Origin of the sequence: Microvirga calopogonii (assembly GCF_003347665.1) — a bacterium.
GTDB lineage: Bacteria > Pseudomonadota > Alphaproteobacteria > Rhizobiales > Beijerinckiaceae > Microvirga > Microvirga calopogonii.
Genome location: NZ_QDGA01000015.1, coordinates 48,835 through 67,356, shown reverse-complemented (window position 1 = coordinate 67,356; position 18,522 = coordinate 48,835). Strand labels below are relative to the sequence as shown.

Annotated in this window: 22 protein-coding genes and 1 pseudogene; 17 read left to right on the top strand and 6 right to left on the bottom strand. The window is 63.6% G+C overall.

Features of this window, described 5'->3' with window-relative positions; genetic code table 11:
* Window positions 1–69: 69 nt before the first annotated feature.
* From DDF70_RS14185 to DDF70_RS14175, 3 genes are all read right to left on the bottom strand, one after another.
* Complete coding sequence (locus DDF70_RS14185; protein WP_114945510.1) at window positions 70–1,158, bottom strand: TRAP transporter substrate-binding protein; 1,089 nt, start codon at window positions 1,156–1,158, stop codon at window positions 70–72.
* 136 nt (window positions 1,159–1,294) lie between these two features.
* Window positions 1,295–2,776: a sensor histidine kinase gene (locus DDF70_RS14180; RefSeq protein WP_245435489.1), complete on the bottom strand. Its 1,482-nt coding sequence runs from the start codon at window positions 2,774–2,776 to the stop codon at window positions 1,295–1,297.
* A gap of 135 nt (window positions 2,777–2,911) precedes the next feature.
* Window positions 2,912–3,106, bottom strand: a complete 195-nt coding sequence (locus DDF70_RS14175; RefSeq protein ID WP_114945508.1) for a hypothetical protein — start codon at window positions 3,104–3,106, stop codon at window positions 2,912–2,914.
* A 159-nt stretch (window positions 3,107–3,265) separates the two neighbouring features.
* Between DDF70_RS14175 and DDF70_RS14170 the strand changes: the two genes are divergently transcribed.
* The 10 genes and pseudogenes from DDF70_RS14170 (at window position 3,266) to DDF70_RS14130 (ending at window position 12,469) form a co-directional block, all read left to right on the top strand.
* A complete protein-coding gene (locus tag DDF70_RS14170) occupies window positions 3,266–4,297 on the top strand; it encodes an endonuclease/exonuclease/phosphatase family protein (RefSeq protein WP_114945507.1) in 1,032 nt (343 codons plus the stop codon).
* A 534-nt stretch (window positions 4,298–4,831) separates the two neighbouring features.
* Window positions 4,832–5,416, top strand: a complete 585-nt coding sequence (locus DDF70_RS14165) for an acyloxyacyl hydrolase (protein ID WP_114945506.1) — start codon at window positions 4,832–4,834, stop codon at window positions 5,414–5,416.
* Window positions 5,417–5,684: 268 nt separating this feature from the next.
* Window positions 5,685–6,233, top strand: a complete 549-nt coding sequence (locus DDF70_RS14160) for a hypothetical protein (protein WP_114945505.1) — start codon at window positions 5,685–5,687, stop codon at window positions 6,231–6,233.
* Window positions 6,166–7,493: pseudogene (locus tag DDF70_RS14155) on the top strand (DNA-packaging protein). Before DDF70_RS14160 ends, DDF70_RS14155 begins: the two are co-directional and overlap by 68 nt.
* Before the next feature lie 921 nt (window positions 7,494–8,414).
* Entirely contained in the window at window positions 8,415–9,590 is a 1,176-nt protein-coding gene (locus DDF70_RS14150; RefSeq protein WP_114945555.1) for a phage portal protein, read from the top strand.
* A 364-nt stretch (window positions 9,591–9,954) separates the two neighbouring features.
* Window positions 9,955–10,155: a hypothetical protein gene (locus DDF70_RS14145; RefSeq protein ID WP_114945504.1), complete on the top strand. Its 201-nt coding sequence runs from the start codon at window positions 9,955–9,957 to the stop codon at window positions 10,153–10,155.
* On the top strand, window positions 10,152–10,301 hold the full coding sequence (locus DDF70_RS36585; protein WP_162820402.1) for a hypothetical protein: 150 nt from the start codon (window positions 10,152–10,154) through the stop codon (window positions 10,299–10,301). The genes DDF70_RS14145 and DDF70_RS36585 overlap by 4 nt, the downstream gene beginning before the upstream one ends.
* Window positions 10,298–10,834, top strand: coding sequence for an HK97 family phage prohead protease (locus DDF70_RS14140; RefSeq protein ID WP_114945503.1), 537 nt, complete (start codon window positions 10,298–10,300; stop codon window positions 10,832–10,834). Before DDF70_RS36585 ends, DDF70_RS14140 begins: the two co-directional genes overlap by 4 nt.
* 109 nt (window positions 10,835–10,943) lie before the next feature.
* Window positions 10,944–11,147, top strand: a complete 204-nt coding sequence (locus DDF70_RS14135) for a hypothetical protein (RefSeq protein ID WP_114945502.1) — start codon at window positions 10,944–10,946, stop codon at window positions 11,145–11,147.
* A gap of 83 nt (window positions 11,148–11,230) precedes the next feature.
* The gene (locus DDF70_RS14130) at window positions 11,231–12,469 is read left to right on the top strand and encodes a phage major capsid protein (RefSeq protein ID WP_114945501.1); all 1,239 of its coding nucleotides are present in this window, start codon (window positions 11,231–11,233) and stop codon (window positions 12,467–12,469) included.
* A 187-nt stretch (window positions 12,470–12,656) separates the two neighbouring features.
* Here DDF70_RS14130 and DDF70_RS14125 read toward each other — a convergent pair whose 3' ends face one another.
* On the bottom strand, window positions 12,657–13,454 hold the full coding sequence (locus DDF70_RS14125; protein ID WP_114945500.1) for a S1 family peptidase: 798 nt from the start codon (window positions 13,452–13,454) through the stop codon (window positions 12,657–12,659).
* 81 nt (window positions 13,455–13,535) lie between these two features.
* On the bottom strand, window positions 13,536–14,276 hold the full coding sequence (locus tag DDF70_RS14120) for a S1 family peptidase (RefSeq protein ID WP_114945499.1): 741 nt from the start codon (window positions 14,274–14,276) through the stop codon (window positions 13,536–13,538).
* A 24-nt stretch (window positions 14,277–14,300) separates the two neighbouring features.
* On the opposite strand from DDF70_RS14120, the gene DDF70_RS14115 reads away from it, so the two are divergent.
* The 7 genes from DDF70_RS14115 (at window position 14,301) to DDF70_RS36580 (ending at window position 17,733) form a co-directional block, all read left to right on the top strand.
* The gene (locus DDF70_RS14115) at window positions 14,301–14,867 is read left to right on the top strand and encodes a head-tail connector protein (protein ID WP_114945498.1); all 567 of its coding nucleotides are present in this window, start codon (window positions 14,301–14,303) and stop codon (window positions 14,865–14,867) included.
* Between the two features lie 431 nt (window positions 14,868–15,298).
* On the top strand, window positions 15,299–15,634 hold the full coding sequence (locus tag DDF70_RS14110; protein ID WP_114945554.1) for a phage head closure protein: 336 nt from the start codon (window positions 15,299–15,301) through the stop codon (window positions 15,632–15,634).
* On the top strand, window positions 15,631–16,041 hold the full coding sequence (locus DDF70_RS14105) for a DUF3168 domain-containing protein (protein ID WP_114945497.1): 411 nt from the start codon (window positions 15,631–15,633) through the stop codon (window positions 16,039–16,041). Before DDF70_RS14110 ends, DDF70_RS14105 begins: the two co-directional genes overlap by 4 nt.
* 194 nt (window positions 16,042–16,235) lie before the next feature.
* Window positions 16,236–16,646: a phage major tail protein, TP901-1 family gene (locus tag DDF70_RS14100; RefSeq protein ID WP_114945496.1), complete on the top strand. Its 411-nt coding sequence runs from the start codon at window positions 16,236–16,238 to the stop codon at window positions 16,644–16,646.
* A 150-nt stretch (window positions 16,647–16,796) separates the two neighbouring features.
* Window positions 16,797–17,129, top strand: coding sequence for a gene transfer agent family protein (locus tag DDF70_RS14095; RefSeq protein ID WP_114945553.1), 333 nt, complete (start codon window positions 16,797–16,799; stop codon window positions 17,127–17,129).
* A gap of 56 nt (window positions 17,130–17,185) precedes the next feature.
* Complete coding sequence (locus tag DDF70_RS14090; protein ID WP_114945495.1) at window positions 17,186–17,398, top strand: phage tail assembly chaperone; 213 nt, start codon at window positions 17,186–17,188, stop codon at window positions 17,396–17,398.
* A 50-nt stretch (window positions 17,399–17,448) separates the two neighbouring features.
* Window positions 17,449–17,733, top strand: coding sequence for a hypothetical protein (locus DDF70_RS36580; RefSeq protein WP_162820401.1), 285 nt, complete (start codon window positions 17,449–17,451; stop codon window positions 17,731–17,733).
* Window positions 17,734–17,847: 114 nt separating this feature from the next.
* Here DDF70_RS36580 and DDF70_RS36575 read toward each other — a convergent pair whose 3' ends face one another.
* On the bottom strand, window positions 17,848–18,246 hold the full coding sequence (locus tag DDF70_RS36575) for a hypothetical protein (RefSeq protein ID WP_162820400.1): 399 nt from the start codon (window positions 18,244–18,246) through the stop codon (window positions 17,848–17,850).
* Window positions 18,247–18,522: the final 276 nt, after the last annotated feature.

Here is an 18,522-nt window from a genome sequence, read left to right as displayed (position 1 = left end):
GGGGATGATGAGCGCAACAAAAAAGGGCGACCGGAAGGTCGCCCTTTTCAGGATTGGACTTAAGTAAGATCAGCCGCGGGCGCGGGCGCGGATCATGAAGGTGTCGTAGGCGTATTCGGCCACTTGGAACCAGAGATATTCTTCGTTCCGGAAAGCCTTGACCGAGTCGATGACCTTCTTGAAGTCGGCGTTCTTGGCAGAGACTTCATCGAAGACCTCATTGGTTGCCTTGTAGGCGGCCTCGAGGATCTCCTGCGAGAAGGGACGCAGCTGCGTGCCGGAGCCGAGCAGGCGGCGCAGAGCGGCCGGGTTCCTGGCGTCGTACTTGGCCAGCATGTCGTTGTTGGCGTAGCCGGCGGCCGCGGTCAGGATCGCCTGATACGCCTTCGGGAGTTCTTTCCACTTGCCCTGGTTGACGAAGAGATGGATCGCGGGACCACCCTCCCAGAAGCCCGGATAGTAGTAGTACGGCGCCACTTTCGAGAAGCCGAGCTTCTCGTCGTCGTAGGGACCGACCCACTCGGCGGCATCGATAGTGCCGCGCTCGAGCGACGGATAGATGTCGCCGCCGGGGATCTGCTGCGGCACGGCGCCGAGCTTCTGCATCACGAGACCAGCGATGCCGGCGATGCGGATCTTGAGGCCCTTCAGGTCCTCGACGGTCTTGATCTCCTTACGGTACCAGCCGCCCATCTGCACGCCCGTGTTGCCGGCGGGCATGCCGTACAGGTTGTGCTTGGCGTAGAACTCGTTCAGCAGGTCGTTGCCGCCGCCCTGGTAGAGCCAGGCGTTCATCTGGCGGGCATTGAGGCCGAAGGGGGCCGCCGTGCCGAGGGCGAAGGTCGGATCCTTGCCGAAATAGTAATAGGAGCAGGTGTGGCCGAGTTCGACCGTGCCGTTGCCGACGGCGTCCGCGATCTGCGGCTGACCGACGATTTCACCGGCCGCGAAGGGCTGGATCTGGAACTTGCCGTCGGTCGCTTCGGAGACGAACTTCGCGATCACTTCGGCCGCGCCGTAGATGGTGTCGAGGGACTTGGGGAAGCCCGACTGCAGGCGCCACTTCAATTCCGGCATGGACTGGGCAATGGCCGGGGCGGCCACGGCGGTCGCGGCGGCACCCACCGCTGCGGCCTGCATAAACTGACGACGTTTCATTGCTTTTTTTCCTCTCTGGACCGTGACTTTCGTCACTTGCGCCCTATTGACACTAAATTAGGTTGCATCCGCAAGAAGCCTGACGGTTGTATCGACTAATGATCTATGCGCCTTTTGAAAACGTGCTTGATCATGCTCACGAAAGCGGCACGTCGACGGTGCAGACGACCCCGTCCGGATCGTAGTTCAGGACCACGGTGCCGTTCAGCTCCCGGGCCAGACCATCCTGGATGAGCCGCGATCCGAAACCCTTGCGGGACGGGGGCTCTACCGGAGGGCCGCCTCTCTCCTCCCAGCGCATCGACAGGCGTGAGCCGGCGAGGATCGACCAGGAAATGCGGACGCTGCCCGATCCGTTGCTCAAGGCGCCATACTTGAGGGCATTGGTGAAAAGCTCGTGCAGAACCATCGAGACGCTGAGGGCGATCGACGGCGACACCCGCAGATCGGGCCCTTCGACCTCGATGCGGCGGCACTCCGCCCCGGTGGAGCGGTAGGGCGTGCAGGCCTCGGCGAGAACGTCCGAAAAGTCGGCCCCTTCCCAGTTCTCCCGTGTCAGCACGTCATGGGCGCGGGCGAGGGCGAACAGGCGCGCCTCGAAGGTCGCGCATGCGGAAGGCAGGGACTGAATGTCTTGCGCTCCGATGCCGCGGAAGCTTTGCGCCGCAAGCGACTGGACGGTGGCGAGCGTGTTCTTCACCCGATGGTTCAGCTCGTTGAGCAGGAGGCGCTGATGCTCTTCGGCGCGCTTCTGATCGGTGATGTCGATCTGGATCCCGTCCCAGACGATATTGCCGTCCGGCAGCCGGCGCGGCGCGTCGACGATCCGCTGCCAGCGGATCTCGCCGGTCTTCGCATGGCGAATGGCGAACTCGATGTCGAGAGGCTTGAGCCGGGCATGCGCCTCCACCTGCGCACGATAGACGGACTCGCGGAACTCGGGGAGGATGAGATTGAAGAGAAGGCTCGGATCGCCCGGGACCTGTTCCGCCGGGATGCCGTTCAGCCGCTCGCAGCTGGCAGAGACGTAGATGAAGCGCCGGCCTTCATAGCCGACGCCGTTATCCATCTGATAGACCATCCCCAGGGGGAGATTGTCGGCCAGGGCACTGATCTGCGCCTGGCGCTCGCGCATTTCCTCCTCGGCACGGCGGCGCTCCGTCCAGTCGCGGAAGCTGACGCCGAGGCCGCCCATATAGGGAAAAACGTGAAATTCCAGATAGTGCCCCCGGCGCCCCACGGTTTCTGCCTCGAAGGACAGGGACCGCCCGGAGGCGAACACCTCCTCGTAGCGCCGCCTCAGGTCGGTACCCTCGGATTCGGGGAAGACGTCCCAGATCACCTTGCGCAGCATGGAATGGCGAGGCGCGCCGAAATAGCTCTCCGCCGCACGGTTGATATAGCTGAACCGCCATTCTTCATCGAGGGAATAGAAGGCATCCCCGATGCCTTCCAGCACTACCGAGATCTGAGTCTGCACCTTCGCTTCGATCGTGCGCGCAAGGGCCTGCTGCAGGGCACCGTCCAGTGTACCTTTGGATCGTTCGGAGACCGAGGCGGCGAAGTCGCCGGTGAGTTGCTCCAAATCGACGGTTGAGGGCAAAGCGGTGCCTGGCATCTTCATTCATGGAACTAAACCACGGAGCGGAAGTTATGGCAACGTTCCTACGTTTCAAGATGAGGGTGGTCGTTCCGGCTTTTTCGATGTCTCGCCGCTTCCGCCCGTAACTTCGATTCGTCTGGTCCGAAAGGATCAGGATTCGGGCTGGGCCTGGCTCTTGTCGAAGTTTGGGTTTTTCGGAATGCTGAAGACTTCAGCGGCGCAGATCAGCATGAAAATAGCAATGACGCCACCGATCTCGGCCACGCTTACGAGAATGGAAGAGGGGTCGCCCATATAAGCGAAAGCGCCCATGACGAGCGCGGAAACAGCAGCCCAAAAGATCATGGGCCTTCTCCCCTGCGAAGCTTGATGCGCACACATAACGGCTTAGGTCCCAATAAGTTCCTAAGCTTGACCGGAAAGATTCCTGAGATGTGTCGTTACGGCAAGTGCAAAGTGCCCTAATTCCTGATCTTCGATCAATTTTTTCGCACCGTCCGCTCCATGCGCCCTGTCATCCATGAGGTGGTCCCGAAACTCGAGGCTCCGGAAGCCTCGATCCTGGAGGATGCGCGGCAGGCCACGAGCCGGGGCCAGGAGGCCCATCGGGCGCTCCTCGTGCGCATTCCCGCCTTTCACGGCATCGAACAGGGGCCACCCGCGCAAGCGCTTCCCATGCCCGGTTCGCTGCGAATCGCGGCGTTCAATTCTGAGCGGATGAGAAATCGGCCGGCGGTTCGCCATCTCATGAGCCGCGCCAGTGCCGACATCGCGTTGTTCAGCGAGGTTGATCTCGGCATGGCCCGGTCCGGCAATACGCACACTATCCGGGATCTCGTCGCCGGGACGGGAGAGGGCTATCTCTTCGGCGTCGAGTTCGTGGAACTCGATCTCGGCGACCACGAGGAGATGCGTGCCCATGCTGGTGAGCAGAACGCCTGCAGCCTCCACGGCAACGCCATCGTAACCGCTTTGGCCCTGGAGACGCCGCACCTGATCCCCCTCGAAGAGAGTGGATTGTGGTTCTCAGGCTTCAAGGGCGCGCAGCGGCGGGTCGGCGGGCGGATGGCGCTGGCCGCCCGTGTCTCCGGGGCTCCCGCGCCGCTCTGGATCGTCGGCACTCATCTCGAAAGCAAGACCGACGCGGCAGACCGCCGGGCGCAGATACAGGCCCTTCTGAGGGCTCTCGACGCGATCGCTCCCAACGAGCCTTGCGTCATCGGCGGAGATTTCAACACCAAGGCCTTGCCGCGAGGAGCGGATGAACGGCAACGTCTGCTTGATGCCCCCGAGCGCGACGAACCTCTGTTCGCCGACCTGCGGGAGGCAGGCTTCGAGTGGCGGCATGCGAATCTCGCCCTGCCGACTCAGACGCCCGGTCCGACGAACAAACACGAGCCGCCCTTCGGAAAGCTAGACTGGTTGGTCGTGCGCGGCCTCGCTGCGACGAATCCGCAGATCGTGCCGGCGCGGGACGCACAGGGCAGGGCCGTGTCGGATCACGAGATGATCACAGTCGACGTGAGCTTCCGGTGAGCGAGTGGTTCAGCGTGGTCCGAGTAAAGCGCCGCTTACGGTGCGCCGCCGGATCATGTCTTTGTAATATACCTAAGTAAGGCTGCGCTTGTGCATGGCTGATCGGCTGCATCAGCATACGGTATAACTTCATGATGCCCGCCAGATGTTTTGGTTTGATTTTCCATATGTTCCGATTTTGATCGGTATGACGCGTAACATCATCCTTGGATGATGCGTATGGGAGAACTTTCCGGAAACGTCCCGCCGATGGGAAGGAATTCGGCGAGGAAGCGACTGGCTCCTTCGGCTGTCATCGCATCCCGCAATAGGCGCGAGGAGACGGTGCAAGCCCCACTGCATCGACAGCATCGGACGTGAACGCGAATTCACGTCCGGCACTGCATTGATCGGCCTCTCGTCGCTCGAAGGCGGCTCTTGCCTTGTTACCCAAAGGCATCATGAGACGGATTTCGTTGGCCTGGGTCTCATCTGGTACTGCCAAGGACAGTTTCGGCGCTTAAGCTTCCGAATCGATTGAATCGCGAGGCGGTTATGTGCAGACTTTTCATCGGGGCTGTCGCGGCGCTGGCCATTGGGACGCAGGCACTTGCCGCTGATCTAAGCCCGTCGCCTCCCTCCCGTCTTCCCGCCCTCGCGACCGCGTCTCCGGCCTTCGTGTCCGAACTCCGATTCGGTGCCTCGGCCCAGGATCCCACAGGGCCGGAGAGCGACACGGCCAATCTCACCGGCGAGGTGCTTTCGGTTCGGCCGTGGACGGCGGCCGATCCTGCTCTCAACTTTCTCATCCCCCGCTTCCACTTGGGCGGCAGCATCAACCTGAGCGGCCGGACGAGCTTCGGCTATGCGGGCCTGACATGGACCTATGACATCACCCCGATCGTGTTCGTTGAAGCCACCATCGGCGGGGCCGTTCACAACGGTGAAAATGATCCGGTGTCGCCCAACCGCGAGGCACTCGGCTGCACGGCTCTGTTTCGTGAATCGGGATCCGTGGGCGTCCGGCTGACCACGAACTGGAGCCTCATGGCGACGGTCGAGCACCTCTCGAACGGCGGCCTCTGCTCGAACAACCGCGGCCTCACCAATGTGGGCGTGCGGGTAGGGTATACGTTCTAACCGCATCTTGCCGATCCGAAGGGCCGCGCAACGGAAGGGGATCCGGATTTCCGCACGCTGCGCCAGCCCGGAGAAGGAACATCGGGCCCGCTCCTAGGTCCGACGCTTCAGGATTTTCACAATGTTTCAAAATCACCTTGACAGCGTGACGCTCTTGGAGTACAAAACGTGAACACTGACGAAGTGTGAATGCAGCCCCCGCATCACGGTATCGGTGTTCCTCCACCGCCCAGAGCCTCCGCCTGGGCGGTTTTTTATTGGCTTACCAATGCGTCAGAGAATCGAAATCGCCGACGAGCTGAGGCAGCAGGCCTGGGAAATCTATGCCCGCGAGCCGAACAAGAATCTGCCGGACATTCAAAAACTTCTCGGCGTCAGCGCAGGCACCTTCGTGCGGATGCGCCAGCGCTGGGGTTGGCCGCCGCGCCAAGCCGCGCTCAAGGAGAACGCCTTGAGCAAGGCCGCCAAGGACGAGGGCGGCGTCGCGGGCCTTCACAAGGCCGCGGAAGCGTCCGTGAACGATGCCGCACGGGCTCTCGCACAGGCCACCCGGGTGCAGATCGACGCGCTCATGGACGAGCAGCGCACCGGACGCGCCAAGGATCACGACAAGACGGCCCGACGGCTCGCCTCCTATGCCAGGACGCTGGCGGCCGCCCGGGCCCTGCTGGAACAGGAAGGCTCACCGCTCGATGACAGCGAGCATCACGACAAACCAAGACGCAGCCTTCACGAGCTGCGCGACGAACTTGCTCACCATCTTAACCGGGTTATTGCGGAAGAGGAGGCTCGCGGATGCGACGGCATCCTGGTCTGAACACGATTTCGAACAGGTCCTGCGCCATTGGCCGATCCGCTGCCGGCCCGAGCAGCGGCTGCCCGGCCTCGCGCGCGAGCACGGTCCCTGGACGACCTGGCTGATGCTCGGCGGGCGAGGGGCGGGCAAGACCCGCACCGGCGCCGAATGGGTGCGCGGCATCGCGCTAGGTGCTCCCGATTTCGCTCATCAAGCGTCACGGCGCATCGCGCTGATCGGCGAGACGTTTTCCGATGCGCGCAACGTGATGGTGGAAGGTCCTGCGGGCATTCTCTCCATCCATGCGCGCCATGAACGCCCCGCCTGGTCGCCGTCCCTGCGCAAGCTCGAATGGGCGAACGGCGCGGTCGCGCACGTGTTCTCGGCCGAGGATCCGGATTCCCTGCGCGGACCGCAATTCGACGCGGCCTGGGCCGACGAGCTCGCCAAGTGGAAGCACGTGGAGGAGACCTGGGACATGCTGCAATTCGGCCTTCGCCTCGGCGCGCATCCGCGCCAAATCGTGACGACGACCCCGCGGCCGATCCCGCTCATCAAGCGCTTCCTCGCCGATCCGTCGGTGGCGGTGTCGCGGGTGCGTACGTCCGACAATGCGGAGAACCTGGCGCCCGTCTTTCTCGATACGGTCATGCGCCGCTATGCCGGTACGCGTCTGGGGCGGCAGGAGCTCGATGGCGACATCATCGAGGATCGTCCGGACGCCTTGTGGACCCGCGACGTGATCGAAGCGAACCGGGTTGCCGCCGCTCCGACGCTTGCTCGCATCGTCGTTGCTGTAGATCCGCCCGCCTCGTCGTCGAAACGCGCCGACTCCTGCGGGTCGTTGCGGCGGGCATGGATGAGAACGGCATCGCCTATGTGCTCGAGGATGCGACGGCCCCGCATCTCAAGCCGCCGGACTGGGCCGCGAAAGCCGTGGCGCTCTACCGGCGCCTCGAGGCCGACGCGCTCGTCGTCGAGACGAACCAGGGCGGCGAGATGGCGACCGGCGTGATCCGGGAGGTCGACTCCTCCGTGCCCGTCATCGGCGTACGTGCGACGCGCGGCAAATATCTGCGCGCCGAGCCGGTTTCCGTGCTCTACGCGCAGAGCCGCGTGCGCCATGTGGGCGCGCTGCCGGAGCTCGAGGATGAACTCTGCGACTTCGGCCCCGGCGGTCTCACCTCCGGCCGCTCTCCCGACCGCATGGATGCGCTCGTCTGGGCTCTGACCGAGCTGATGCTGCGGGAGAAGCGGGAGCCGCGGGTGCGGGTGCTGTGATCGAACGAGATGCGTGCCTGTCATTCCGGGGCGAGCAAGGCGAGAACCCGGAACCCATAACCGCCGACGATGCAGAATGAGGTGCGATGTCGCTCGCCTTTTCCTGAGGCCGTGGTGTCTATGGGTTCCGGGTTCCGCTTCGCGGCCCCGGAATGACAAAGCAAAACTTAAAACGCCCCAGCCGAAGCACAGCGTTCACGCACGTGTCCAGCCGGGGCGCCGTGACTCCCGTAGGGGCAAGAGACGGAGCCACGATGCCTAAGCTATGCGGCCGCGTGGGATCATCAACGTCTCCTGATGGAGTGAGTCTTTGGAGCATCGGGCCCGAAAGGGGACACCACTTTCGGGACCAGTTCCGATGCTCCATGCATCGAGGCGACAATCGTTCAAAGGATCGAAAGTGGGGCGGCCATTCGCTGGAATGGCTGGGGCGGATGACAGTCCATCCGTGCCGATCCGCCCCGCCATCTGCCTCATGTCGTCCTGAATAGGAGAAAGGACGACAGAGCTCGAGAAACTGATGGTCGCGCCAGCCGAGTGGGGGGACCAGCTCGGCTGGCGCGTGAATGTCGCCGGATGCCCCGCAACATCTATAGATTACCGCATGCCATGTGACCGCCCAATGACAACCCGGCAGGAATTGCCCGCTTCTTCATCATCGCATGCGGAAGTTGTCGCCATTCTGAATCGGAGAAGAGCAGAGATGTGCTCTTATAATGAAACAAGGCCTTGCGTTGTCATCCCAGGCGGTTCGCAAGTCAGAAGCGGCATCCTCCGCGCTATCACCGACTCCATTCCGGTGATCTCGATTATGTGAGCGTCTCGCTTTTCAACCGGGATGGCCGGGACAAAGCCGGTGATGACGCCACGAAAGATACCTGGACCTTATCCCTTCATGCCCCTTTCGGGCAGGAGTTTCCCATGCTCAATCGACTGACCCGCTGGCTTCAGGCGCCGCCCGAGGCCAAGGCCTCGCGCGTTCAGAGCGCCGTCGCGTTCTATGTCGCCGGGCGCGCCGTATGGACGCCGCGCGATTACGCGGCTTTGTCCCGCGAGGGATTTCAGAAGAACGCCGTCGTGCATCGCGCCGTGAGGCTCGTGAGCGAGGCGGCCGCGTCGCTGCCGCTGGTGCTCAAGAGCGACGCCCGCGATCTGTCGGCGCATCCGCTTCTTGCTCTTCTCTCGCGGCCGAATGCGCGCGAGACCGGGCAGCGCTTTCTGGAGAGCCTCTACGGCCACCTCATGGTCTCCGGCAACGCCTATGTGGAGGCGGTGAGCCTCGACGGCGCGCCGCACGAACTCTACGCCTTAAGGCCCGACCGGATGCGCGTGGTGCCGGATGCGGATGGCTGGCCGGGGGCTTACGAATATGCGGTCGGCGCGCAAACCGTGCGGTTCGCCATCCGCGATGACGAGACGCTGCCGCCGATCCTGCATCTCACGTTGTTCCATCCGGCGGACGATCATTACGGCCTCTCGCCGATGGAAGCGGCCGCGACCGCGCTCGACATCCACAACGCGGCGGGCGCCTGGAACAAGGCGCTCCTCGACAATGCCGCGCGCCCTTCCGGCGCCCTCGTCGTTGGCGGTGCGACGCTCACCGATGCGCAGTTCGACAGGCTGAAAGGCGAACTTGAGGCGAATTACCAGGGGGCCGGCAATGCGGGCCGTCCGCTGCTCCTCGAAGGCGGCCTCGACTGGCGACCGCTCTCGCTCTCGCCGAAGGACATGGACTTCGTCGAAGCGAAGGCCGCCGCCGCCCGCGAGATCGCGCTCGCCTTCGGCGTGCCGCCCCTGCTGCTTGGCCTTCCAGGCGACAGCACGCATGCGAACTACGCCGAAGCCAACCGCGCCTTCTATCGCCAGACGGTCATTCCGCTCGTGAAGCGCACGGCGGAATCGCTCTCGCACTGGCTCGCTCCCGCGTTCGGCGAAAGGCTGCTGCTCGAACCCGACCTCGATGCCATCGAGGCACTCGCCGACGAACGCGAAAGCCTCTGGCGGCGCGTCTCGGCGGCGACGTTTCTCAGCGATGACGAGAAGCGCGAGGCGGTGGGGTACGGACGTGCCGCGGTGCGGAAGGGGAGAGCGCGATAGCGAGGGGATCGCACTGAGCTCCCACGTCATGGCCCTCGGCCCGAGAATATGCATCGAGAGCAGTACACGGCTGTCATCCCCGACGAGCCGAAGGCGAGGGAAGGGGATCCACGATCAAGCGTCGAGCGATGGATTCCTTCTCCTCCGCTGACGCATCCTTCGGGGAACGACACCCGTGGCGCTCTTCCAATCGAGATCACCGATACAAGGCCGGTGATGACGGGGGATTGCTGTCGGACATGACATCGAATGAAGGGCCGCCGAGGACACCACACGAGAAAGGCAACACGCCACTCAAACCGTCCTAACTCTGTCACCCCACGCGCATACCACCCTCCATGGAGATCTTGCGCAGGAACAAATCATGAACATGTTTGATCAGATCACCGAGGCCGTCATCCGGCGCGGGGATCTTGCCCACCTCGCCCTGTTCGTCTGGGCGAGCGGGGCGTCCGCTTTGCTTGCCATGACATTGCGCGATCTGTTCGCGGCCAATCGCCGGTTCGACGCGTTCGTGCGCGAGCTGTCCCTCTTCAACCGCCGCCATTCGGGAGACCCATCATGACCCGTTCCATCACGCGTACGCCGCGCAAGCCGAAGGCCGCGCGCGACGGGCAGGGCCGCGCCACGCTCGTGTTCCGCGACTTCGTGCGCCAGCTGGAAAAGCTCGACGTCAAACCGCCGAAGGCTATCCGCGGAGCCGCGCGATGAGGTCCGGCCTGCCCATCATCCAGGAGCGCAAGTTCCTGCCCGAGCCGCTGAACGCAATCGATGTCGACGGCGTGTTCGAAGGCTATGCCAGCCTGTTCGGAACAGCCGATCTCGGCAAGGACGTGGTCATGCCGGGCGCGTTCTCGGACAGTCTCCGCAAGCGCGGCGCGTCCGACGTGCGGCTGCTCTGGCAGCACGATCCGGGCCAGCCCATCGGGCGCTGGCTCGTGATCGAGGAGGACCGGCGTGGCCTGCGCGTGCGCGGCAAGCTCAATCTGGCCGTGGAGCGCGCACGGGAGATTCACGCGCTCATGCGTGAAGGCGCGGTCGACGGACTCTCCATCGGCTTTCGCGTCGAGCGTGCACGCGCCGAGCGGCCCACCGGCCTGCGCCGGCTGGAAAAGCTCGACCTGTGGGAGATCTCCGTCGTGACGTTCCCGATGCTGCCCGACGCGCGGGTCGAAACCGTGAAGCACGCGCGGCCGAAGCTCGCCGCCAGCATCCGCAGGGCTACGGTGCGATTATTGTCCTGAACCTTGTCCGTAGGAGCGCGTTAGAAGATCGCCCGCACGGATCGCGGACGCGGCGGGCCCTTTCTTCACCTGGAAGGTGTCGGGGCTCCGCGCATCTTGGGAGGTTTTCATGAAGAAGCTCGCTTTCGTCGCACTCCTCGGCCTCGCGGCGGCCGCCTGCACCACCACGGAAGAACGTGTCGGCGGCGCCGCCGTCGGCGCCGGCGTCGGTTCGGTGGCGGGTCCGGTCGGCGCAGTGGCCGGAGGCGCCGTCGGCGCCGTGACCGGACCGACCGTCGCACGCTCGGCACGCCGCACCGCACGGCACATGTAAGCATTTCCCTCACGGGGAAAATAAGTGGGCTCGCCGAGAGGCGGGCCTTTTTCGTTGAAGCCATTGAGAATCGATTGATTGATATGATCCCAGTTGTAGACACCAAATCCATTTCCGACGACGTCGCCTCGGCCTTCGAGGATTTCGCTCGCGCCTTCGAGGCCTTCAAGGAGACCAATGACACGCGCCTGTCCGAGATCGAGACGAGGCTTTCGAGCGACGTGGTGACGGACGAGAAGCTCATCCGCATCGACAGCGCGCTCGACGACGCCAAGCGCCGCCTCGACCGTCTCGCCCTCGACCGTTCCCGCCCGCCGCTGGGCAGCGCTGCCGATATCGTGCGCGATCCGGCCCAGGCTGAACACAAGGCGGCGTTCCAGTCCTATATCCGCACCGGCGAGGCATCGGGCCTGAAGCGTCTCGAGGAGAAGGCGCTCTCCGCCGGCTCCGGTCCCGATGGCGGCTATCTCGTTCCCGACACGGTGGAGACCGAGGTTCTGCGGCGTCTCGCGACCGTCTCGCCGATCCGCGCGATCTCATCCGTGCGGGTGATTTCCGGCGGCCAGTACAAGCGCGCCTTCTCGGTCACCGGCCCGGCGACGGGCTGGGTCGGCGAGACGGCGGCCCGCCCCCAGACCGCGAGCCCGACGCTCTCCGAGATGAGCTTCCCGGCCATGGAGCTCTATGCCATGCCGGCCGCCACCCAGACCCTTCTCGACGATGCGGTGGTCGACCTCGACCGCTGGATCGCCGAGGAGGTCGAAGCGGCCTTCTCCGAGCAGGAAAGCACAGCCTTCGTGACGGGCGACGGCGTCAACAAGCCGAAGGGCTTTCTCACCGCCGACACGGTCGCGGAGGAGAACTGGGAATGGGGCAAGCTGGGCACCGTCCGGACGGGCGGCGCGACCTTTCCGGCAGACGATCCATCCGATGTGCTCGTGGACCTGATCTATGCCCTCAAGGCCGGCTACCGCCAGAACGCCTCCTTCCTCATGAACCGCAAGACGCAGAGCGCGATCCGCCGGTTCAAGGACGATAACGGCCAGTACCTCTGGGCTCCGCCCGCAAGCATCGGCCAGGCCGCGACCCTGTTGGGCTTCCCCGTCGTCGAGGCCGAAGACATGCCGGACATCGCCGCGAATACGTGCGCAGTCGCGTTCGGCGATTTCAAGCGCGGCTATCTCATCGTCGACCGCGCGGGCATGCGCGTGCTGCGCGATCCTTATTCCGCGAAGCCCTATGTGCTGTTCTACACCACCAAGCGCGTAGGCGGCGGCGTGCAGGATTACGCGGCGATCAAGCTGCTGAAGTTCGCGGCGTGAAGGATACCAAGCCTACGAGTGCAACTCGCCGCGTCATCCTACCCACTCACGTCATCACCGGCCTTGTGCCGGTGATCCCGTTTCTCAAGGACGCCGTGCTCTTCCAATCGGGATGGCCGGGACGAGCCCGGCCATGACGTGGAGGGTGTGGCCGTAGGGTCAGTGCCGACGCGGTGAGTGCGCCGTCCTAATTCCCCGTCCATGCGCCATTCATCGCGCCCAGATAGCGCATGTTGGACGAGATCCAGCCGAGGTGCTCGACGACCGGGGTCACGGCCGTGAGGCCGCCGCAGGCGCTCGGCTCCCGGCTGCGCAGGGGGCCGCTCGACCAGCTCGTGATGCCGTAAAGCAGATAGCCCGACTGGGTGGCGGCCAGGATCGGGCCGCCGGAATCGCCCCGGCAGGCACCGGCGCCGGTCGTTTCCGCCAGCCGGTTGCGGTCGGCGACGATCAGGACGCGGTTGGCCACTTCGATGGGGCCGAGTGACACCAGGTTCGTCTGGCGAAGAGTCCGGGCCGTGCGCTTCGCCCGTTCGGTCAACACGCCGAAGCCCGCGATGGTTACGCCGTCGCCCACGTCGATCCGGCCCGCCTGGGATGGACTGAGAGGCAGAAAATCAGGGCCGAGAGCGCGGTCGAGCTTGAGAATGGCGAGGTCGATCCCCGGCTGCGTGCGCGGCGTGGTGCCGGGCACGAAAGTCGGGTGAACCGCGAGCGCGGCGACGTTGAAGCGCTGCTGCTTGAAAGCGCGGTTGAGTGCCGTCACCCGGTAGGCGGCCCGATCCGTCATGCAATGGGCGGCGGTGAGCACGAGGTCCGGCCCGACGATCACACCGGAGCAGAGTTCGCCGGTGGAACTCTCGATCGACACCACGGATCGGCGCAGCCCATCCGGATCGCGCGAGGTCGCACCTTGCAGGACGGCCCATGCGGGAGTGGCGACAAGGGCGAAGACGGCAAGGGCAAGGGTTGGCAATGCGCGCATGGAATGATGATGCCGTAAGGGAGAGGGATTTTTTAAGGCAAGATCTTGTCCGTCAGGATAGTTCCTTTTCTCCCGGAAAATCTAGTTCTCGCTCCATGAGGCCATACGATTCCAGCCTTTCAGAATCCGGTCGATCCATTCGCGCTGCGGGCCGACGAGGATGCCCTGCGTCACGCCTCCGCAGCTTCGTCCCTTCGCCGGTGATGACCAGCTTGTGATTGCCGCGACTGATGTTCCCGAGGCCATCGGCCCGCCCGAATCGCCCTGGCACGCGCTTGCCGTGCCGGAGCCGTCCGCCCAGAGCAGAATCCTGCTCGGGCCAAAGGGCTCGACGGCCGTCAGGGAGGCGGTGCGGAAGGTGCCGGAGCTTTTGGCGTCGCCCTCGCGGGCGAGGCCGTAGCCGCCGACGGTGACGGGGCTGTTCCTGGTGACGGATCCGGCCGAAAGCGTCGCTCGTTCGAACCGTGCGGGCAGGGCCTCGGGGATCCGCACCAGGGCGAGATCGATGGAACGCTGCCGGGTCTCGATGGCCTTCGCGTTATAGCCCGGGTGCACCGCCTTCGCGGCCGGCGTGATCAGCACCGGCTCGCCGGTCTCATCGCGAAAATGCACCCGGTGCTCGGCGGCGCCCGTCACGCAATGGGCAGCCGTGAGCACCACGTCCTTCGCCAGCACCACGGCGCTGCACACGCCGCCGTTCGAACTCAAGACCATGACGCTTCGGCGGGCGAGGGGGCCTTCATCCTCGGCGCCGCCGACGATGGCTTTCGCCTCCGCGGCCATGAGCGGCAGGGCGAGGCAGAGCATAACCAGACGTTGCATGACACATAAGGATCCCTGTTCACGATGATTCCCATATTCATCAGCGGCCCCGCCGTCGAGCCCGTAACGCTTAACGAGATGAAGGCCTATCTCCGCGTCGATGACGACGACGGCACACAGGACGACCTGATCGCGGGACTCGTCAAGGCGGCCCCGCTCATGGTCGAGGCGGCCTCGCGGCGGGTCCTGATCGAGCAGCGCTGGCATGTTGTGCTGGATGGCTGGCCCGCCGGCGGAACGATCCTGCTGCCTCTCTCGCCGGTGATCGCGGTCGACCGCATCACGGTGGCGGATCCATCGGGCGACACGTCCGACGTTCCGGCAAGCGCCTTCGAGACGGATGTGCTGAGCGATCCGCCGCGCATCCTGGTCGCCGATGCGCCGCAGCCCGGCAGGCCGAGGAACGGCATCTCCATCGAGCTGCGGGCGGGCTATGGCGCCACTCCCGATGCGGTGCCCGCCACCCTGAAGCTCGCGATCCGCATTCTCGTCGCTCATTGGTTCGAGAACCGGGGCGACGCCATCGGCGAGCAGATCCTGCCGCCGGAGGCGCTTGCCCTGGTGTCGCCGTTTCAAAGGATGCGGCTGTGACGCTCCTCCAGGTCATGGCCGGGCTCGTCCCGGCCATCCACGTCTTTGATCCCAACTCTCCCTTCTCATGCTGAGAGGCTGGTTCGTGTAGCGCGGGCAGCTCTCCTCCCCAACAGGTCTCAGGCTTGCCCGAGACCTGTCTTCCTCCCCACCGGCAAGTCGGGAACACCCGACTTGCCGGTGGGGAGGAGCTGGAGGTGGGGGTGTGAGCGCCACGCTGGTCCAGTTCAGCGCCGACACCCCCACCCCGGCTGCTTCGCAGCCACCCCTCCCCACAAGGGGGGAAACACCCGCACCACTTTATGGGCCAGCCTTTCAGGATGAGGTGAGAGTGTCCTGAAGCGGGATCATCAGCACGGATACCGGATCAAGTCCGTGAGATGCTGGCGTGCGATTCCTCGACTTCTCCATTTCCTCCCAAAGACATTCCCATGAAAACCAAGTCCATTTCCATCGGTGCGCGGGCGCGCCGGTTCGTGCTCGAAATGCCGCTCGAGCGACCCGACGGGTTCGGTGGCGTCATCCGCACCTACACGCCCGGTCCGCAACTCTGGGGCGCCATCGAGATGCTCTCCGGCGCTGAGCGCGTGCGCGCCGACCGCCCGGAGCAGAGCCTGACTCATCGCATCACCCTGCGCTATCGCGAGGGCGTGACGGGCGCCATGCGCCTGACGGCCGGTCTGCGCCGCTTCGCCATTCGGGCCGCGTCCGATCCGGACGGTTCGAAGCGCGATCTCGTCTGCCTCGTCGAGGAGATGCGGGCATGACGAGTCCCGTTCTCGCGCTTCGCCGCGCGATCCTCGATGCGGCGGCTGCGGACACGGAGCTGCGCGCGCTCATGGGCGGATCCCTGCGTCTCTACGACGGGCCGCCGCGCGGCGCCGAGCCGGTCTATGCCCTGTTTTCGGACGTCCGCGCGACGGATTGGTCCACCGATCACGACCGCGGCCACGAGCAGAATCTCGGCATCGTCGTCTGGTCGGAGCGCGGCAGCGCCCGAACAGCGCTGGCCGTCGCCGAGCGCTTTGACGCGATTCTCGACGATGCATTGCTTCCGCTCGACGGTCACCGCCTCGTCAATCTGCGCGTCACGGAGCTCTCTTCCGAGCGCGACAAGGACAGCGGCCTCGCCCGCGTCAGCTTACGCCTGCGCGCGGTGACGGAGGTGGCGTGACGGGTTTCTGACAACTGTCATTCCGGGGCGGCCAAAGGCCGAGCCCGGAACCTATAGCCGCTGACAATTCAGAATGGAGCGGCACCCCGACCGCTTCTTCCTAGAGTGCCGGCGTTTATGGGTTCCGGGCTCCGCCGGGCGGCCTGGAATGACAGTGAAGACCTTTCTTTTCCTCATTCAACAAAGGACATCCCATGCCTGCTCAGAAGGGCAAGGATCTGCTCATCAAGATCGGTGACGGCGGCAACGGCTTCGTTACCGTGGCGGGATTGCGCACGCGCCAGATCGCCTTCAACACCGAAACCGTCGACGTGACCCATGCGGAATCCGCCGGACGCTGGCGCGAGCTGCTTTCCGGCGTCGGCGTGCGCCGCGCGTCGATCTCCGGCTCCGGCGTGTTCAAGGACGAAGCCTCCGATGCGCGCATGCGCCAGGTCTTCTTCGATGGCGACATCCTCACCTACCAGATCGTCATTCCGGATTTCGGCCGCATCGAAGGTCCGTTCCAGATTACCAGCCTGGAATATCGCGGCGACCATGCGGGCGAGGTGACGTTCGAGATGGCCTTCGAATCCGCCGGAGCGCTGACGTTCGTGGCGCTGTGAGCGCCTGTCATTTTCGAACAGTACTGAAATTCCCTGCGTCATCCCCGGGCTTGTCCCGGGGATCCATGTCTTTGCTGTGATCAAGGCGTGGATGGCCGGCACAAGGCCGGCCATGACGACAAAGGACTTCTCCAACGGGAAGGAACAACCATGCCCAACAGACGACGGGGCGAGGTGGCGCTGCAACTCGGCGACGCGCGCTATACCCTGTGCCTCACACTCGGCGCGCTCGCGGAACTCGAAGAGGCCTTCGGCGTGCAGGACCTCATGGCGCTCGGCGAACGCTTCGGCTCCGGCCGCCTGTCGAGCCGCGACCTTCTCACGCTGCTCGGCGTCGCCCTGCGCGGCGGCGGGCAGGCGATGAGCGACGCGGAGGTGGCGAAGCTGCCGCTGCATGAAGGCATCGAGCCCGTGGCCGCGGCCTTGGCCGATCTTCTCGTCACGACCTTCGGTGGAGGCGATGAAACGCCAAACCCTCGCTAGCGCATCGTTCGAAGCCGGACGATGCGCTTGCGAGGGAGGGGAGCATCGTGTCCGATATGCGCAGCGCAGAATGCGAGTCTGACGCTTTCCCCTGGGACGCCGCGCTGACCCTGGGCCTCGGCATCCTGCACTGGAGCCCGGACTCCTTCTGGCGCGCGACGCCGCGTGAATTGATGGCGGCCTGGGGTGGATTGAACGGCGGACAGAAATCCAGCCCCGCGCTCAGCGGCGATCTCAGGCGGCTGATGAAGGCATTTCCGGACGGGTGAAGAGCATCCCTTATTCGACCGCGACCTAAATCTTGCCGAGAAGGCAATCGATGAAGATCGCATACGCCAGCTCCCGACGTTCATTGAGCTTTCTGCTGGAGCTCACCTTCTGTTCCAAGAAACTTGATGCCTTTTGTTTCAGCGCACAGAATATATATTCGTCGATGGGTTTCCCCAGTGACATCACCGTATTTCAGAGGCGCGACGGCTTTCGCTGCTTCAAATTTGCATTCTTTGCCTGCTTGTTCCCATTGCTTGTGAGTGAGTACGCCTGCATCAAAAATCAGGTCCGGCTTTTTGCTTGCGGTGTTGCAGCCGCCGAGCAAGACTATTGATAAAAACACAAATTAAGGTGGGCTAATGGCTCCCAACAAGAAGAAGTTGCCGGCTGATTTAGGGCAAGATTCTATCGCCGAGGATGGCAAACGCCAGCTCACCACACTCATAGTTCAATTCCAATAATAAGGTTGGACTGCGATGGTCTTGGGTCCTCGGTTGTGTACGGTATCAGTGCTCCCGAGGAAAGTTGCTCCTTTCGACTCTGCGCAAAGGATGTAAAGTTTACGGTATCGCTCAGTTGCAATGATGCCGATCTTGATCGGTGCAACTTCTTTAGCAACCTCGTATTCGCAAGTCTTATCAACATGCTTCCATTCAGCCTCTTTCAGCGATCCGATCTGGAAGAGAAGCTGAGGCCTTTCTCGCTTGTCGACACATCCCATAGTGGATGCCAACGCCAGAGCTATTATTGAAGAACGTATAATGCCTACAAACCCCCAAGACCAACCGAATGTGATTTCGAATGACGAAAGAGAGAAAGATCGCACCCGCCAGCTCAATACGCTCATCGGCTTCTCCGAAAAGTTCGGTGATTCCCTGTTCGATGCTTTCGCCAGGAAAATAACGAAAGGTATTAAGGTCGATGTCTCTCATGCACTCAGGAGAGAATTTCTAACATTCCTCAGCCTTAATGCTCTCCAACATATTCTATTCCTTTAAGATCAAGGCATTTTACGTACACACGTAGCCAGGGATAATAACCATACCCGGGTTTTACAGCCGCAGTTGCCTTCTCGGCTTCGTATGAACATTCCCTTTTAGCTTGCTTGAGTTCTGCGTCGGAG

Excerpts from the sequence above, each read along its gene's own strand:
- DDF70_RS36575 (WP_162820400.1), bottom strand. The coding sequence starts at position 18,246 with ATGAGCGTATTGAGCTGGCGGGTGCGATCTTTCTCTCTTTCGTCATTC.
- DDF70_RS14140 (WP_114945503.1), top strand. The coding sequence starts at position 10,298 with ATGAGGTCCGGCCTGCCCATCATCCAGGAGCGCAAGTTCCTGCCCGAG.
- DDF70_RS14170 (WP_114945507.1), top strand. The coding sequence starts at position 3,266 with ATGCGCCCTGTCATCCATGAGGTGGTCCCGAAACTCGAGGCTCCGGAA.
- DDF70_RS14180 (WP_245435489.1), bottom strand. The coding sequence starts at position 2,776 with ATGCCAGGCACCGCTTTGCCCTCAACCGTCGATTTGGAGCAACTCACC.
- DDF70_RS14130 (WP_114945501.1), top strand. The coding sequence starts at position 11,231 with ATGATCCCAGTTGTAGACACCAAATCCATTTCCGACGACGTCGCCTCG.
- DDF70_RS14185 (WP_114945510.1), bottom strand. The coding sequence starts at position 1,158 with ATGAAACGTCGTCAGTTTATGCAGGCCGCAGCGGTGGGTGCCGCCGCG.
- DDF70_RS14120 (WP_114945499.1), bottom strand. The coding sequence starts at position 14,276 with ATGCAACGTCTGGTTATGCTCTGCCTCGCCCTGCCGCTCATGGCCGCG.
- DDF70_RS14135 (WP_114945502.1), top strand. The coding sequence starts at position 10,944 with ATGAAGAAGCTCGCTTTCGTCGCACTCCTCGGCCTCGCGGCGGCCGCC.
- DDF70_RS14145 (WP_114945504.1), top strand. The coding sequence starts at position 9,955 with ATGAACATGTTTGATCAGATCACCGAGGCCGTCATCCGGCGCGGGGAT.
- DDF70_RS14150 (WP_114945555.1), top strand. The coding sequence starts at position 8,415 with ATGCTCAATCGACTGACCCGCTGGCTTCAGGCGCCGCCCGAGGCCAAG.
- DDF70_RS14110 (WP_114945554.1), top strand. The coding sequence starts at position 15,299 with ATGAAAACCAAGTCCATTTCCATCGGTGCGCGGGCGCGCCGGTTCGTG.
- DDF70_RS14100 (WP_114945496.1), top strand. The coding sequence starts at position 16,236 with ATGCCTGCTCAGAAGGGCAAGGATCTGCTCATCAAGATCGGTGACGGC.
- DDF70_RS14175 (WP_114945508.1), bottom strand. The coding sequence starts at position 3,106 with ATGATCTTTTGGGCTGCTGTTTCCGCGCTCGTCATGGGCGCTTTCGCT.
- DDF70_RS14165 (WP_114945506.1), top strand. The coding sequence starts at position 4,832 with ATGTGCAGACTTTTCATCGGGGCTGTCGCGGCGCTGGCCATTGGGACG.
- DDF70_RS14090 (WP_114945495.1), top strand. The coding sequence starts at position 17,186 with ATGCGCAGCGCAGAATGCGAGTCTGACGCTTTCCCCTGGGACGCCGCG.
- DDF70_RS14160 (WP_114945505.1), top strand. The coding sequence starts at position 5,685 with ATGCGTCAGAGAATCGAAATCGCCGACGAGCTGAGGCAGCAGGCCTGG.
- DDF70_RS36580 (WP_162820401.1), top strand. The coding sequence starts at position 17,449 with ATGAAGATCGCATACGCCAGCTCCCGACGTTCATTGAGCTTTCTGCTG.
- DDF70_RS14125 (WP_114945500.1), bottom strand. The coding sequence starts at position 13,454 with ATGCGCGCATTGCCAACCCTTGCCCTTGCCGTCTTCGCCCTTGTCGCC.
- DDF70_RS14115 (WP_114945498.1), top strand. The coding sequence starts at position 14,301 with ATGATTCCCATATTCATCAGCGGCCCCGCCGTCGAGCCCGTAACGCTT.
- DDF70_RS14095 (WP_114945553.1), top strand. The coding sequence starts at position 16,797 with ATGCCCAACAGACGACGGGGCGAGGTGGCGCTGCAACTCGGCGACGCG.
- DDF70_RS36585 (WP_162820402.1), top strand. The coding sequence starts at position 10,152 with ATGACCCGTTCCATCACGCGTACGCCGCGCAAGCCGAAGGCCGCGCGC.
- DDF70_RS14105 (WP_114945497.1), top strand. The coding sequence starts at position 15,631 with ATGACGAGTCCCGTTCTCGCGCTTCGCCGCGCGATCCTCGATGCGGCG.